General features: G+C 46.8%; 11 protein-coding genes and 1 riboswitch. Of the genes, 3 read left to right on the forward strand and 8 right to left on the reverse strand.

From position 1 onward, the window contains the following. Positions 1–3: 3 nt before the first annotated feature. Complete coding sequence (locus BLW49_RS24155) at positions 4–879, reverse strand: cation diffusion facilitator family transporter (protein WP_047913735.1); 876 nt, start codon at positions 877–879, stop codon at positions 4–6. Positions 880–1,313: 434 nt separating this feature from the next. On the opposite strand from BLW49_RS24155, the gene BLW49_RS24160 reads away from it, so the two are divergent. After that, entirely contained in the window at positions 1,314–1,499 is a 186-nt protein-coding gene (locus tag BLW49_RS24160; protein ID WP_047913734.1) for a hypothetical protein, read from the forward strand. Between the two features lie 110 nt (positions 1,500–1,609). On the opposite strand, the gene BLW49_RS24165 is transcribed toward BLW49_RS24160, so the two are convergent. Then, positions 1,610–3,235 (reverse strand): ABC-F family ATP-binding cassette domain-containing protein, encoded by a 1,626-nt coding sequence (locus tag BLW49_RS24165; RefSeq protein ID WP_090727402.1) that lies wholly within the window; start codon positions 3,233–3,235, stop codon positions 1,610–1,612. 315 nt (positions 3,236–3,550) lie between these two features. Between BLW49_RS24165 and BLW49_RS24170 the strand changes: the two genes are divergently transcribed. Together BLW49_RS24170 and BLW49_RS24175 are read left to right on the forward strand one after the other, a co-directional pair. After that, the gene (locus BLW49_RS24170) at positions 3,551–4,687 is read left to right on the forward strand and encodes a virulence factor (protein ID WP_090727404.1); all 1,137 of its coding nucleotides are present in this window, start codon (positions 3,551–3,553) and stop codon (positions 4,685–4,687) included. 118 nt (positions 4,688–4,805) lie between these two features. Then, positions 4,806–5,000: riboswitch (Lysine riboswitch) on the forward strand. Positions 5,001–5,158: 158 nt separating this feature from the next. Next, complete coding sequence (locus tag BLW49_RS24175; protein WP_047913731.1) at positions 5,159–6,613, forward strand: amino acid permease; 1,455 nt, start codon at positions 5,159–5,161, stop codon at positions 6,611–6,613. Positions 6,614–6,748: 135 nt separating this feature from the next. On the opposite strand, the gene BLW49_RS24180 is transcribed toward BLW49_RS24175, so the two are convergent. The 6 genes from BLW49_RS24180 to xylA form a co-directional block, all read right to left on the reverse strand. Further along, the gene (locus BLW49_RS24180) at positions 6,749–7,867 is read right to left on the reverse strand and encodes a transglutaminase domain-containing protein (protein WP_090727405.1); all 1,119 of its coding nucleotides are present in this window, start codon (positions 7,865–7,867) and stop codon (positions 6,749–6,751) included. Between the two features lie 184 nt (positions 7,868–8,051). Beyond that, on the reverse strand, positions 8,052–10,370 hold the full coding sequence (locus BLW49_RS24185; RefSeq protein ID WP_090727407.1) for a YcdB/YcdC domain-containing protein: 2,319 nt from the start codon (positions 10,368–10,370) through the stop codon (positions 8,052–8,054). A 249-nt stretch (positions 10,371–10,619) separates the two neighbouring features. Next, positions 10,620–12,710, reverse strand: coding sequence for a glycosyltransferase (locus BLW49_RS29550; RefSeq protein WP_371264622.1), 2,091 nt, complete (start codon positions 12,708–12,710; stop codon positions 10,620–10,622). An 18-nt stretch (positions 12,711–12,728) separates the two neighbouring features. After that, a complete protein-coding gene (locus BLW49_RS24195; protein ID WP_090727409.1) occupies positions 12,729–13,439 on the reverse strand; it encodes a glycosyltransferase in 711 nt (236 codons plus the stop codon). A gap of 242 nt (positions 13,440–13,681) precedes the next feature. Continuing rightward, positions 13,682–15,178: a xylulokinase gene (gene xylB, locus BLW49_RS24200; RefSeq protein WP_090727410.1), complete on the reverse strand. Its 1,497-nt coding sequence runs from the start codon at positions 15,176–15,178 to the stop codon at positions 13,682–13,684. 146 nt (positions 15,179–15,324) lie between these two features. After that, positions 15,325–16,641 carry a xylose isomerase gene (gene xylA, locus BLW49_RS24205; protein ID WP_090727411.1) on the reverse strand — a complete coding sequence of 439 codons (1,317 nt, stop codon included), beginning with the start codon at positions 16,639–16,641 and terminating at the stop codon, positions 15,325–15,327. Positions 16,642–16,697: the final 56 nt, after the last annotated feature.

The raw sequence follows: 16,697 nt of genomic DNA on the forward strand, positions 1-16,697 counted from the left end.
CAGCTAGATCCGCGTTTCTTCCGGCTCCACATGCACATGCACATGCATTATATTGTGATGTCTCCGCATGTTCTCTTCAATCGTATCACTGATGTGATGCCCTTCGACAATACTTAGATCCCTTGCCACCTCAACAACGACATCGACCATGACATGACTGCCGTACAGCCTTGCTTTGACATCCTTGATGCCCTGTACCCCAGGCGTTTTGGCGACCGTAGTTCGCAAATCATGCAGCTGATCCTCGTCAAACCCGTCGGTAAGACTATGCGTCGATTCTCTAAAGATATCCCAGGCTGTCTTACAAATGAGAAGACCTACAATAAATGCAGCAACGGTATCCATCCAAGGCAAACCGAACTGGGCTCCAATTATACCAATAGCAGCCCCCACACTGACGAATGCATCAGAGAGATTATCTTTGGCTGCAGCCATTAACGCCTGACTTCTGATCTGGCGGGCTAATTTGCGATTATACAAATATACTCCAATCATAACTACGGCGGCCACTCCTGCAACGAGAGCTGACCAAATATCAGGGATCTCCTTCGTTCCTTCAAAAAGTGAAGTTCCCGCATCAATGAGCACCTGAATCCCGACCATCGCCATAATAAATGAAGCCACCAGTGCTGCCACCGTTTCCGCCCGGAAATGGCCGTACGCATGATCCGAATCCGGCGGCTTCCGTGAAATCCTCAGCCCGATAAGGACGGCTATCGAAGCAACAATGTCTGTCAGATTATTAAAGCCGTCTGCTTTTAGAGCACTTGAATTAAAAGCAAAACCGCAAATAAGCTTAAAGGCTGACAGAACGAGATAGGCAGCGATGCTGATCCATGCCCCGCGCTCCCCTTTTTTTATATCATCATAAGCATTCAACCGAAACGACACTCCTTTTTTGAAGCACACAAATATAATTCATAGGCACGTGCAAGCTTGAACAATCGTTTTACCATGTTACCAAATGGGTACCGTGTGGGTCTATAGAAACAATGTTGCCGGGTCACATTGCTGTAGACAAGACGAAACAGTGTTGCTTGGCGGCATCGCTATGAGTCTTAACAAACTTTTTTGCCTATGGGCAAATCCGGTTGATATTTTAGATTATACTCTAATCTATTCTTGCCCTTGTTTGGAGATTTAAAAACGGATAAAATTAGGTTGAAATGTTAAGTATGTATACTCAACAATTCAACCGGGTAGTGAAATGTTAAGTATGTATACTCAACAATTCAACCGGGTAGTGAAATGTTAAGTATGTATACCCTACATTTCAACCGGGTAGTGATTACGAAAGAGGAGGTATGTATCTCATGAGCGAAAATAACGAGCCTCGTAAAATTAGTCTGGCTGATGCAGTAAAGCAAAAGCTCGCCCAGAAAAAAGAGCAAAACAACGGGAATCGCGGCGGCGGCTTCCAAAATAATGGAACGAAGAAATTAGTCAGCCAAAACAACAAAAAGCCGAATAATCAGCGTCGTCGTACTGGCGGGTCTTAATATTGGTTATCCTCCAATTCTTAAACTGCCGGCAGCAAAACATAAAAAGTCCGTATTCCGGATGAATTGGTAACAATTCAATCCATGGAATACGGACTTTTTTTATGATGTTAAGCTTCTACTGGATACATTTTAGTACGCAGCTGCTTCACTTCATCATTCTCAAGGTATTCATCATAGCTCATTTGACGATCAATCACACCTGTTGGCGTAATTTCAATAATACGGTTCGCGATGGTTTGAATGAACTGATGGTCATGGGATGTGAACAGAATCGTTGCATCCGTATCAATCAGACCATTGTTCAGTGCCGTGATGGATTCGAGATCCAAGTGGTTCGTAGGCTCATCCAGAATAAGCACATTTGCACCGTTCAGCATCATCTTGGCAAGCATACAGCGGACTTTTTCTCCACCTGACAGCACGCTTGCTTTCTTGAGTGCTTCTTCTCCAGAGAACAGCATACGTCCAAGGAATCCACGCAGGAAAGTTTCTTCTTGATCCTTGGAATACTGGCGCAGCCATTCAACCAGGTTCATATCGACACCTTCAAAATATTTGGAGTTGTCTTTCGGGAAGTACGCCTGCGAGGTCGTAACACCCCAAGTATATTCCCCGGAATCAGCTTCTGTTTCACCCATCAGCACTTCAAACAGGGTTGATTTCGGCAATCCGTTAGGTCCAACAAAGGCAATCTTATCACCCTTGTTCACCACGATGCTGAGATCGTTAAGGACTTGCTCGCCCTCAACAGATTTGCTCAGACGATCAATCGTCAGAAGCTGTTTACCTGCTTCACGCTCAGGCTTAAAGTTGATGAACGGATATTTCCGATTCGATGGACGAATATCGTCCAACTGAATTTTTTCAAGCTGCTTCTTACGGGAAGTTGCCTGTTTGGACTTGGATGCATTGGCAGAGAAGCGCTGAATGAACGCTTGAAGTTCTTTCATCTTCTCTTCTTTTTTCTTATTCGCATCACGCTGCAGGGCAAGCGCCAGCTGACTGGATTCATACCAGAAATCATAGTTACCTACATACAGCTGAATTTTGCCAAAATCAATATCTGCAATATGCGTACATACTTTGTTCAGGAAGTGACGGTCATGGGATACCACGATAACTGTACCTTCATAATCCATCAAGAAGTTCTCCAGCCATTGGATGGATTCCAGATCCAGATAGTTGGTAGGCTCATCGAGTAGCAAATTGTTCGGGTTTCCGAACAAAGCCTGCGCCAAGAGAACACGTACCTTCTCATTGCCGCTCAGGTCGGCCATTTTTTGCTCGTGCATGTCACGAGGAATGCCAAGACCAATCAGAAGCGCTGCTGCATCCGGTTCCGCGTCCCAGCCGTTCAGCTCCGCGAACTCACCTTCGAGCTCACCTGCACGCAGACCATCCTCTTCGGTAAAATCGGCTTTGGCATAAAGCGCGTCTTTTTCCTTCATAATTTCATACAAACGAGTGTGGCCCATAATCACTGTCTCAAGTACCGGATACTCATCGTATTCATAATGGTTCTGTTTCAGAACGGCCATCCGCTCACCTGGTGTCATGTGCACTTCACCTTGGTTTGCTTCAATTTCACCGGACAAAATTTTCAAAAACGTTGATTTCCCTGCTCCATTAGCCCCGATAAGGCCGTAGCAGTTCCCTGGGGTAAACTTGATGTTCACATCTTCAAATAATGGGCGTTTACCGTAGCGGAGCGTTATGCCGCTTGTACTGATCATTCAACATACCATCCTTTATATATAAATTAAATTGTTCATCATTGGCCTGCATCAGCATTTTGCATCCGTTCATTCCAAGCCTTGATACAAAATCCTCGCACAACTGGGTGGAAGCCTTTTTCTACCCGTATGGCAACATATTATAGCATAAATAACGCGGAAATTCCCAATAAACAAAGAAAGAGCCGCCAAAATGATGAACCTAGCGGTTTAATCCGTTACAATAATATTGTACACTTAAAATTTCATACAAAATAGGAATGAAATATTTGGCTACAATAAACAAAGAACATGAACGGAGGTCGACGATCTATTATGAAAATTACATCCATTGAACCTACACCGAGTCCAAATACGATGATGCTGCATCTCGACGAACAGCTTGAAGCAGGCATTCGCCGAACCTATACATTAGATAACGAGCGTTCTGCTCCTGCCTTTATCCGCCAGATGCTTCATATTCCAGGGGTCAAAAGTGTGTTCCATACTGCCGGCTTTGTTGCACTGGATCGCAAAGGCAATGCTGACTGGTCTGCCATCCTCGGTGAAGTCCAGGAGAAGCTGGGCCAGGAAGGTGCGCAGCTGCAATGGGCTGAGGCAGATGCAGCCGACGGGGAACACTTCGGCGAAGCTCAGGTATTCGTTCAATTCTTCCGTGGAGTCCCCATGCAAATTCGAGTCAAAGCAGGCGCACAAGAGGAACGTATCTCTCTGTCTGACCGGTTTGTAAAGGCGGTGACTGAGGTTGCCTCCGCGACGCTGATCAAGGAACGCAAGCTGACGGACTATGGTGTTCGTTACGGCGAATTAGCTGATATTGCCCGCGAGGTTGAGCAGGAGCTCGAAGCAGCCTTTCCTCCGGAACGACTTCAAAAAGTGATCGAGCAAGCCATCGCTCACGGCACCAAGCAAGAGGAGTTTGTTGAGCAGCGCAGAGATTTAACGGACGAGGAGATTCGGACAGCACTGCAAAATGACGACTGGCGCGTTCGTTATGCCGCGCTTGATCAGATGGAGCCTACGCCAGAGCGTATAGACCTGATTCATACGGCCCTGAAGGATGAGAAGATGCAAACACGCCGCCTGGCAGTTGTCTACTTGGGTGATCTGAAGACACCGGAGGCTCAGGAGCTATTATATGAAGCAATGCAGGATAAATCACCTGCTGTACGACGGACTGCGGGGGATACATTGTCCGACATCGGGGATCCAGCAGCCACGCCGGTCATGATGACTGCGCTTAAGGACACCAGCAAGCTTGTTCGCTGGCGTGCAGCCCGTTTCTTATATGAAGTAGGTACAGAGGATGCCAGAGAAGTGCTTGAAATTGCAGCAGATGATCCCGAATTTGAAGTCAGCCTCCAGGCAAAAATGGCACTGGAACGGATTGAATCCGGAGAGCAGGCAGCTGGTACGGTATGGCAGCAGATGGCGGGACGCAAGCGGGATTAATCTTCATCAAATCCTCACACAATAAGGAAGATTGTACCATTGCCTTCTGGGCAGCTCTTGCTTTATACTGAAGTCTGTTTTACAGCAAATTGAATATAAGATACACCTCATCATACACAGGTGAGGTAGAGGTCGCGGTTACGATCAGTAAACCGGAAGAGGCATAAGAGCTGCCGTTTGGATTCCGTGTTGAAAGGCGTACCCGCCGAAATCTGTCTGAGTACTGCTCTATGAAACGTACTCCAGGTTGGGGCTGCTAGATCCGAAAGGAGCAGAACTGTCATAGCGTAAGCTATGTTGAGCTATCTTAACGTTTAAAGTATGGTGCGGAAGTTAAAAATAGGGACCGCGGGTATACAAACCAGCGGTCTTTTTTTATTCTTTCCCGGCATACGAATCCATTTCATAATACCCTGAGATTTATGGAATAGATGCATACGTAAGACCAAATAGAAGGAGTGTATTAAAAGAATGCAGCATCAAGAAACGACAGGCCCTGGCTTGAACAAAGGGCTTAAAACAAGACATATGACAATGATCGCTCTCGGCGGCTCGATCGGTACTGGATTGTTCCTCGCCAGCGGCGGCGCGATTGCGAACTCTGGCCCAGGCGGTGCACTCATCGCTTATGCTGCGGTAGGCATCATGGTTTACTTCCTAATGACCAGCCTTGGGGAGCTTGCTACCTTCATGCCAGACTCCGGTTCATTCAGCACTTATGCTACAAGATTCGTAGATCCGTCCCTTGGGTTTGCCCTCGGATGGAATTTCTGGTACAACTGGGCGATTACGATTGCAGCTGAACTGTCAGCAGCTACGATTATTTTGAAATATTGGTTCCCGGACAGCAACTCAGCACTGTGGAGCCTGGTATTCCTCCTCTTGCTCATCGGACTTAATGTCTTGTCCGTTAAAGGTTATGGGGAATCCGAGTACTGGTTTGCACTTATCAAAATTGTACTTGTCATCGTATTCCTCATTGTCGGTGTCATGATGATCTTCGGGATCCTGGGCGGAGAAGCGACCGGCTTTGAGAACTTTACCGTAGGGGATGCCCCACTGCACGGCGGATTCTTTGCACTTCTCGGTGTATTCATGGCAGCCGGATTCTCTTTCCAGGGAACAGAGCTTGTCGGGGTCGCTGCCGGTGAGAGTGAAAATCCGCGTAAGAGCGTACCGCGTGCCATTCGGCAAATTTTCTGGCGGATTCTGATCTTCTATATCCTGACGATTCTGGTTATTGGTCTCATCATTCCTTATTCCGATCCAAACCTGCTGAACTCAGATCTGGAAACGATCAGCGTCAGCCCGTTTACGCTCGTATTTGAGAAAGCAGGATTCGCCTTCGCCGCTTCCGTGATGAACGCGGTCATCCTGACTTCTGTACTATCTGCCGGTAACTCAGGGATGTTCGCTTCAAGCCGTGTGCTGTACGCACTTGCGAAGGACGGCAAAGCACCGCGTATTTTTGGAAAGCTGAACAAACGAGGAATTCCTGTGTACTCCCTGCTGCTCACTGCAGTCATCGGCATGCTCGCCTTCCTGGCTTCCATGTTTGGCGATGGTGTGGTATATACCTGGCTGCTTAACGCATCTGGCATGTGCGGATTTATTACTTGGCTCGGTATTTCCATCAGCCATTACCGTTTCAGAAAAGCCTATGTCGCTCAAGGGAGAGATTTAAAGGACTTGCCTTTCAGAGCAAAATGGTTCCCGTTTGGCCCACTCTTTGCCTTTGTACTCTGTATGATCGTTATTCTTGGTCAGGCGCTTACCCTTGATCTTAGCGATGTAACCTGGCTCGACTTCGTGGCCACATACTTTACGATTCCATTGTTCCTTGCGATCTGGCTCGGGTACAAGTGGAAGCATAAAACAAAGGTGATCCCGCTGAAGGATTGCGATTTTAGTACAGATCCATCCTAGTTACCTCTTGAATCTATCGAAGAAAGCCTAATCTTGCTGCAGCAGCAAGATTAGGCTTTTTTTATTTGCTGTTCTAATGTCAGATCAGACTTTCCCGTTTGAAAAAGGGGTGATCGTCTTGCTCATCATCGCTTCCTACTGCTTCCAGTTCACCTTCACCTTTAGATCACCGGTCTCCTCAAAATCAGATACATAATAGGAGATGGACTTAATTCCGAGGCTGTACAGCTCCTTAAGTTCTCGAAACAATTCATTCTCTTCTCCATCATAACGAAATATAACAGAATGGGCGCCCTCGTCTATTTTGGATTGAACCCGTTCTCTCAGCTCTGCTGATGTTTGAATGATCTCGTCCTCATTGTACAGACCGTAATTCAGCGTTTCGTAGAGACGCTTATAAGCAGCATATTTATCGTCATTCTGAAGCATCAGTACATGAATGGCTTCGCGATAAGGCGTTACAGCGGTAGGATACTGCGCCTCCCACGTATGATCCTGCCCCATTTCTTCATCCGTCAGCAAATAGTAGTTATAACTGACTTTGCCCGGTTGATCCGGCGTTGGATCGTCCCAGGTCGTGTCCATGTGATACCAGACTCCGTCCAAGAGCAGCAGGTTCCAAGCGTGCAGCTGACCACCAGCCTGCCCTTCAATGATTCGATTCGTAATGCCTGCTTCGGTAAGCATCCGATAAGTAAGAAGCGAGTAGCCTTGACACACCGTGCTTCCTGTCGCAAGTCCATCGTAAGCTGTATATTTTTGCATGGTTTCATCATAGGCCAGATTCAAAACGACATAGTTGTGAATTGCCTCCACCTTCTCATGATCATTCATGCCTGGCTTAATGATGTCGGCCAGTATTTGGTCCACTCGAGAATTGACATAAGCCGTCTGCTCTAGAGATTCTCTATATTTAAACTCGATGTTTACTTCTGCTGAAGCGTTCGTGCCCTTGTAATGATAGGCGTAGCTCTTGAGTGTGTACTGAATGTAAGAATCACTTCGCATCGCCTTTTCTATGGCTTCCTGCAATGTAGCTTTTAACACTTTTACTTTACCTTTATAGGTAAATTGAAATTGATCTGTCCTGCTTACCATGGCACTCGTGAGTACCTCATGTAATTCTTCGGATGTGATTGCGTTTTCATTAGATGCGGCGTACAACGTATGCAAATGAACTGACCGGGGAATGGCTCCTATAAGCACGATACCTAGCAACATGACAATAAATAATCCAAATCTGCGTTTTCTCATTGATCATCCTGCCTCCCTTCCGGTAATCAACTCATGTCCGGCAGAAATATTGTAGCATAAACAAGCTTCTGCTCCATGTTCTAGTTTTGTCGATGAGACTCGAAAAAAGCTTCCCTTATCAGGGAAGCCTATTCTTATACATATTCACTTTGTCTCCATTTAGTTCCTTGCCGTATTAAAAAATTTAATAATAACGATACGCCCATTTATCACTCGTAAAATAATCCAGTTTATCCTGGAGCTCAGCAAGCCGGTTGATCACCTCAGCCGCCTCGGACACGGTCACGGGACGATCCGGAAGGAATCTGCCTTCAATAAGAGGAAGGATCCCCAGTCTGATTGCCAAGGAAGCAGCGCCTTTATTATCAATCTGTGCAGCATCTGCCACACTCGGCAAATCATTACCCTGCTGATAGAACTTAGCCAGCTTGTCGTATTGAAGCATGCTGATAATCAATTCAGACAACTGACCTCTTGTGATCGAATGGTTAGGGGCAAAGGCGATCTCTGGGTCTGCTTCAACCCATCCCTGCTCGATCAGTCGGTTGAGAATGAAATAGTACGGACTGTCCATATCAATATCAGCAAACAGCTTCGCTGAATTGCTTGAATAATAACTGTTCATCTGCACATGCGGATCTAGAGCCCGTGCCAAATACGTATACCAGTCGCCCTTCGTGATGTTTCGCTCCGGCTCAATCTTACCTTCAATATCAGGAACGAGCACCCCGTGGGTAATCATCCGCTGCATAACGTCTTCCGACTCATGTCCGGCAATATCAACCACCAGGGCGTTGGTATGATTCGCACCAGACGAATGCATTTCTCGAAGCTTGCCTGTTATACCGTCAATCACCTTGGAGGAGTACAGCTGAGCTGCTCCCTGGGATGGCATGTATACCAGCTTTACCGGAGGGATCTCTTCGCCTGTAATATAGTATGGATTAGATTCTTGGTAGCTAAGCACCATTTCAGTCGAGTCCAAATAGGCTGCTTGCGCCTCTTCTTGACTAATGCTGGCCTCCTTCACCTCTGGCAGCTGGGCAATTTCCGCGCTTAAGCTTGTATAAAATGTATTCACCTGACCGGACTTGGTCATCGATATATTCACGTTATCCCCTATGACACGAAGACCATTCAAATATCGGCTATAAACAAAGTTATACCCATCTTCCATCGAGATCATCTGGCTTAATCGAAGCTCGGTCACTGCATTAGGAACGAGGGATAATACCATTTCGGCAGCTTGGTCTTTGGCCGCTTGCTTTGAAATTTCTTTGATCGACGCGTCCCCGTTATCAGTGCTGCTATGATACCATTCAGAATAGTCGATCACTTGGCCTGTTTCTGCGTCAACTTGAGTGCTAATGTCGCTTACTTCATTACCCTTTTGATGCGAAAATCTTACATGCCACACTTTCTTCACAGCACCGCGCTGCGAACTTCGGTTAAGACTTACATCTATCGCCGTATACTCTTTCAATGAAGGAAATTTATTCTTAAGAAGGGCAACCACCTCATCGCGGGCTGGCGGCTTCGCTGCAGGCTCAAAGCTCACATCTTTCTTAGGCAGCGATTCATCTAATATAGATATATCCGATTCTCCAGAGGCATACACATCGACAGCCTTACCCGTTATCGCATCGACAACAACTTCCCCCGTGTTAGAAGGTATATATGCCAAATAGTACTCTTTGCTGCCATTGTTATAAGCATAATTTACGGGAACATAAGCCAGCTGAAGGTCAAGACTTTCTTCAAAGCGTTTCTTAGCTTCCTCCTTCGTCACCTTAGGAACCGGAGAAGGATAATTGCTATGTCCAGTCATTCGAGTGTAACTGGTAACCTCTCCGCTGTCGTTTACACTGATATAAACGATGTTGCCGACAGCAGGCAGGCCATTTACTTTCAATTGATAGGAGAATGGATATTCTGTTCGTCCAAATAGAGGATTCATTCCCTGATCCATATTTTCAAGAGATGAGTACTCTCCTTCCTTGAGATCAGGTATAGCTTCATGCAGGAATGCAGCACTGATCTCGGCTGCCTCCTCTTCTGATATGTGCTCTTCGGAATCTCCTCTCTGAATGAGATACTCAGGTAGATGTGCTGACAATACCTCACCCGTCTGGCTGGATACGGAAGCGCTGAAGCTCGAAGTAGAATTCCCTCTAGTTATGCTATAAGAGAGATCCCATACCTTCTCTTCTGCAGGAGGGTACGACCCATTCGATCCCAATTGAACCGAAGTAAGCGTTGCCTTGGATAGCTCGGGAAATAGTTTAAGGATGTTTTTATGCGCTGTTTCAGAAGAGATTTTTGCTCCCTTGGGAATGGTGCTGTCTGTTATACTCAATGCCGTCTCTTCGCCAGCGGATACTTGGGCAGCCGATACTTCCTGAATGACTCCTTGTGTATGTACACCCAGCATCACAGCAGCAAGCGCTGCGGCCACTCTCTTCATTGAGGGTGATTTTTTATTTTTATTCTCATTTTGCTTCAATCCTCTAACGCTCCTTTCTTTTTTCCAATCTGTGCCATTATATCATAATACAAACTATGAAATTCCTGATTTACCCAAAATTAAAATTCAAACTTTTCGAGCTATAGAACGTTCCTTGCAAAAAATAAAAGCCAGCTAAAAAGAAAAAAGGCTGAACAGCAGCCCTTCTTCCTTATACATGGCTTTATAGGTACGATCTCATCATCTTCACTGTAACATACAACTTATCTCACTCTATCACATCTTTTTCTAACGCAAAACCCCATTCTGCAATTTTTCTTTCAAATACTGCTGATTATAGAGCATGCTTGGATGCGTGGGATGATACCTGAGAGCCAGCTCATTATGGTAATTGGCCTGCCCATGGTTACCAAGACGGTCATAGCAGACACAGAGCTGCAGATGCGGAATCCATGTCCATGATGGCTCATCAATGTTCGCTAACGGATCTTGCGGCCGCTTCAGCGCTACAGCTGTCTCAAACCAATGAATGGCTGTATCCCACTCCGTACGCTCCGCAAACCAGGTGCCTATCCTGCAGCATACTTCTGCGCGCGGGATCGCATAGGTAAATGATCTGAACAAGGCTGCAAGCTCCTGTTCCTTCATCCCAAGCCTTCCCATACATTCGGCCAGCTTCAAACACGCGGACAAATTATCTTCAATCCAGCCGTGACCCGAATCGAGGAATCTCGTATACCATTGAACGGCTTCCTCATTTAAACCATGATCTCGAAGCTCATTCGCATAATAATACTGATCCCTTGCAGTAAATATCTCTCCCCGTTCTTCTAGTCTTTTGTATATCCGTAAATTACGGTCTGTATATTCTTTGTCTTTCTTGTGTGTTACTGCAATGTTCGTATGAATAATGTTGCCCGAGACAGCCAAATATTCGTGCACAGCACCATGCCACTCAAAGCCCTTATCCCTTCGAACCAGCCGATTTCTTCTCAGCTTATGGCTTACATTGCCCGATCCATCAAAGGCCAGATGATATTCCATCGACAGCCCGTCAATGGACGAATCAAGCCGTTCCCTCCAATCCAGCAGCTGCTGCCGGTCCTTCTCCTCAAACACATCATCCGCATCAAGCCATAAAATATATTCTCCTTCAGCCTGGCTGAAGGCAAAGTTTCGGGCATCGGCAAAATGATCCTTCCACTCATAATCTACAATTCGGCAATCATATTCCTTCGCAATTTCACGAGTACGATCTGTTGAACCCGTATCCACAATGACGATTTCATCCGCAATCTCCCGCACTGAATCGAGACACCGTGCCAGCGATTTTTCCTCGTTCTTCACAATCATGCACAGACTAATGAGGATGTGCTTGCTTGCCTCTGTTCCCTCTATCGTATGCTTAAAAGCTGATTGAAGAAAGGCTGTGACTCCGTCCAAATCCGAATCCCGATAAATATGATAAGCAGGGTAATGTGTATCCACGTACAGCCGGATCCCCAGCACCTGGGCTCTCACACAGAAGTGACGATCCTCGCCCCAAAGGGTAAGGTTATCGATCCGGGCAAAACGAACCCCCTTCTCAAGCGCAGATCTGCGAATCAAAGTACAGGCCCCAAGCCCTCCTACCTCGTATCTTCCTTTCTTGCGCAGCTTCCTCATAAATTCCGCACTTCGTCTCTGCTTCTCTTCTTCCGTAAGCTGCTCATTCCGTCTCTCTTCATATAATGTATATTCGTCTCTCAGCCATACCTGCGGCATCTCGATCGTTCCCGGCTGCCAGCGGGTCCAGAAGAGGTTTGCCACGATTTCCTCCTCCCCGTTCAAGAGCTGTGTCAACGTGGACGGATGAAGCACCAGATCGGAATCCAGCAAAAACAGAGCATCATAGCCTTCTTCTATTGCATAGGATAGGATCCAATCCTTCAAGGCTGCTACCCGCCATATATATTCTTCAGGCCAATAATGGCCGTATTCATTTCGGGTGTAAACCGGATTAGAGTTCGGGTCTTCTGTCGGTGATGGATCTGCTATAGACATCTTCAGAGCTTCTTCTGTATCTGCTGCATTTTCTGTATCTGCTGCATTTTCTGCGTTTGCTGCTCCAGATCTGGTTCCCGCTCGGCTCCGTTTGATCCATGTTTTTTTTGGCTTTTCGATTACCGCAGCCTTTACTACTCTTCCTCCATGCTTTCGTACAAAAGCTCTCAGCTGCTTAGACGAGGCCTGAGCCTCATTATCATCAACAAATACATAGCTTACCTCGATCTCTTCCTCCCGGATGGAGAGTGAAGACAACGATTGTAGAAAGGCCTTTAACACATCTGGTGATTGACGCACTGGACTTGCGATCAGGATACGCTGCAGAGCTGTCATAGTGCCCTCGTCCTCCTTTTAATGGGATCTCCATGGTACTAAGGAAGGGGCCGTATCCAGAATAGATTCATACTGCTCCTTCCATCCATATTTCGCCTCTGGGTCCAGCTGTCTGTACCGGACATATTTATGCAATCGGTCTTCCCGTCTGGCCCAGCCAAAATGCTGAATACGAGCTTGGTGGCATATGTAGGGGAACTCGAAGATGTTCAGCGGGAATCTTCCACAGTGCTGGGGAGTTTCTTTCCATTTATACGTCTGATGTGGGTTAAATTTGACCAGGAAAGGCCGATAGATCTGGTGGGCACGCCAATACAGGTCTTCTCGGTAATGCGTTTCGCTCCACATATCAAATAATCGAAAATAAACTGCTTCATGAGCTCCTGTCGTCAATGCGTGCAAATCCTCGTCCCATCCATCCTCAAATATTTCATCAGCGTCCAGATTAAGAATCCAATCGGCTCCTGCCTGGGCTGCTGCTTCCCACTGCTGCTTGCGAAGGGACACTTCATCGGAGAAATGAGACTGCTTATTACGGATGAGAACATGCTCTACCCCCTGAAGCAGCTCTTCACATAATTCGGGTGTTCCATCCGTGCTTCCATCATCAATGATGATCGCTTGATCGATCCAGGGACGGTGCTTGATCAAAGCGCGTTCCAGGTACCTGCCTACCTCATTTTTCACGATCATGGACAACGTAATTTTGCCACTCACTGATTCTGCCATGTTTTCCTCCTACCCAGCCGAACTGCCTATATTTGTCCTAAGACAGTCAGCAGCCTCCATCTCCAATTTATTCGTAAATTTCGGCCGATATAACTAGGATCCGAAGGATACGCGAAGGAGGTCCTTCGAGCTTCAAGATGAGCCTGAGCTTTCGTCGAACAATACAATTCCGTTTTACCATACAAAAAAAACCACCCGTCTTATAAAAAGACAGATGGCTTGTTCTCAGCATATTCAAAAATTTACGATCTATACTCCGCAAGCTTCTCATTCAACTCACGAGTTTGGCCATATACTTCCTGGTACAGTGCAAACAGTTTGTCGTAGGATGCCGCTGTTTCCGGGTTCGGCTCATAGGTTTTGGCCGGACGAATAAATGCGGCGGCAACCTCCTGCAGTGAATCAAACCAACCGCAGCCATATGCTGCGAGAATTGCAGCACCCATGGCAGGCCCCTGTTCACTTTCGAGCTTGATAATCTTCGCATTGAAGATGTCCGCCTGCATTTGCAGCCAGGTCTCATTCTTGGCGCCGCCTCCAATGGAGATGACCTCACTGATCGTCTTGCCGGCACCGCGGATAATATCAATCGACTCACGAAGAGAGAAGGTAATTCCCTCAAGGACCGCACGTCCAAAATGCTGAAGCGTATGGCTTGCATCCATACCGATAAAGCTGCCGCGGATATTTGCATCAGGATGCGGAGTACGCTCACCCACAATGTATGGCGTAAACAACAATCCGCCGCTTCCCGCAGGAACTTGGTCAATGCCTTGCAGCAGCAGATCAAATGACAGGTCTTTGGCAAAGGTATCCTTAAACCAAGTCAGGCTATAACCCGCTGCCAAGGTAACGCCCATAATATAGTAGGCATCCTTCTCGGAGTGATTAAAGAAGTGGACCTTCCCTTCAAAATCGAGGTTCTTGCGTTCTTCATAGGATAGAACGACTCCGGATGTTCCAATACTGCTCATCGTTTTCCCTTCACTCAGGATCCCTGCACCAATGGCACCGCAAGCATTGTCAGCTCCGCCGGCAAATACTTTGGTTTGAGGGGTAAGTCCAGCGTCCTCTGCAACTTCTGGCAGCAAGGTGCCCACCAGATCAAAGGACTCCACTAATTTCGGGCATAGGGAGAGCGGTAAGGAGAATGCATTCGCGATCTGTTCACTCCAGGACTTCGCAGCAGGATCCAAGAGCAGCGTTCCGGCTGCATCCGAATAATCCATCGCATAATCGCCGGTCAACCGGTAGCGTACATAATCCTTAGGCAGCAGGAACAGCGCTGCTTGATCCAGTATTTCAGGCTCATTCTCCTGCACCCACAAAATTTTCGGCAGTGTAAAGCCTTCGAGCGCACGATTGCGTGCGATGGACAGCAAATCCTGACCCAGTGTATTTTCAATCTTACGGCACTGAGCAGTCGTACGTGTATCATTCCACAGAATAGCCGGGCGAAGGACGCTTCCTTCTGCATCCACAAGCACGAGCCCGTGCATTTGCCCCGAGAAACTGAGACCTTCCACTTCAGCCGGATTAATACCGGATATCTCCATCAATTTACGTAAGGATACTATCGTTTGCTGTACCCAATCCTCGGGATTCTGCTCACTATAACCAGCCTTGGGCTGATACAGCGGATAAGCCTCCGATGCTTCATATAATACATGCCCGCTGCGATCGACCAGAACCGTCTTTACCGCGCTGGTTCCCAAATCTACACCAATGACATAACTCATCTTATTCTCCTCCTCTTCTTGTAAAAAAAAGAATCGTCCCCATGCCTTTCGCTTACGCCAAAGGCCGGGGACGATCCGAAAGGCTTCTCATAAAACGTCCTATTGGCTCTTAAATCATACTTGTATTGCTTAAACCGGCGGGACGATTAGTCAGCCAAGATGTATTGGTTAAGAGTTGCTTTGAGCAGCTCTTGACGGCCGGATTCATTCTTGCGAGGTGTTTCATTGTTCAGTGCATACTCAGCCAGAGAAGCAAGTGTTGCTTTGCCATCAACAACCTCAGCACCGACGCCTTCTTTGAAGCTGGAGTAGCGTTTCTCGATGAAATCATCGAATACGCGATCTTCGATCAGTTTAGCTGCAACCTTAAGACCTTTCGCATAAGTATCCATACCTGCGATGTGAGCGAGGAACAGATCTTCTGCTTCGAAGGAAGCACGACGAACTTTGGCATCAAAGTTTACGCCGCCTTTGCCAAGGCCGCCGTTCTTCAGAACTTCGTACATTGTCAGTGTTGCATCATAGATATCTACAGGGAACTCATCTGTATCCCAACCGATCAGCAGATCGCCTTGGTTTGCATCCAGGGATCCGAGCATGCCGTTGATGCGGGCAACGCGGATTTCGTGGTCAAATGTATGGCCAGCAAGTGTTGCATGGTTCGCTTCAAGATTCAGCTTGAAGTGCTTGTCCAAGCCGTACTTCTGCAAGAATGCGATGGATGTAGCTGCATCAAAGTCATATTGATGTTTTGTCGGCTCTTTTGGTTTAGGCTCGATCAGGAATTGAGCGTCAAAGCCGATTTCTTTGGCATAATCAACAGCCATATGGAACATGCGGGCGATGTTGTCCTGCTCCAGCTGCATGTCCGTGTTCAAGAGAGTGTCATAACCTTCACGACCGCCCCAGAATACATAGTTATCAGCGCCAAGACGTTTACCTACTTCAAGACCCTTCTTGATTTGAGCTGCTGCATGAGCATATACGTCTGCGTTGCAAGTCGAAGCAGCACCGTGCATGAAGCGAGGGTTGGTAAACATGTTTGCTGTGTTCCAGAGCAGCTTCTTGCCTGTCGCTTTCATTTGCTCTTCAATCAGGTCAACAATCGTATCGATGTTGCTGTAGAACTCACGAAGTGAGCTTCCTTCTGGAGCAATATCCACGTCATGGAAGCAGAAGTATGGAAGGTTCATTTTCTCCATGAATTCAAAAGCAGCCTCTACGCGAACTTTAGCCAGATCCATACCGGAATATTTATCATAAGAGCGAACTGCCGTATCTGTACCGAACGGGTCAGAACCGCCAGCTGTAAGTGTGTGCCAGTAAGCCATACCGAAACGGAAATGCTCTTCCATTGATTTGCCGGCTACGACTTCTTCAGGATTATAGAATTTAAATGCAAAAGGATTCTTGGAATCTTTACCTTCATAAGCAATTTTATTAACGGATTCAAAATAGGCCATGTTACAAAGCCCTCCTCAAAATTAGTTTAAAACTGTTTCGCGAAATCGTTTACACC

The sequence above is a fragment of the Paenibacillus sp. PDC88 genome (assembly GCF_900106725.1).
Lineage (GTDB): Bacteria > Bacillota > Bacilli > Paenibacillales > Paenibacillaceae > Paenibacillus > Paenibacillus shunpengii.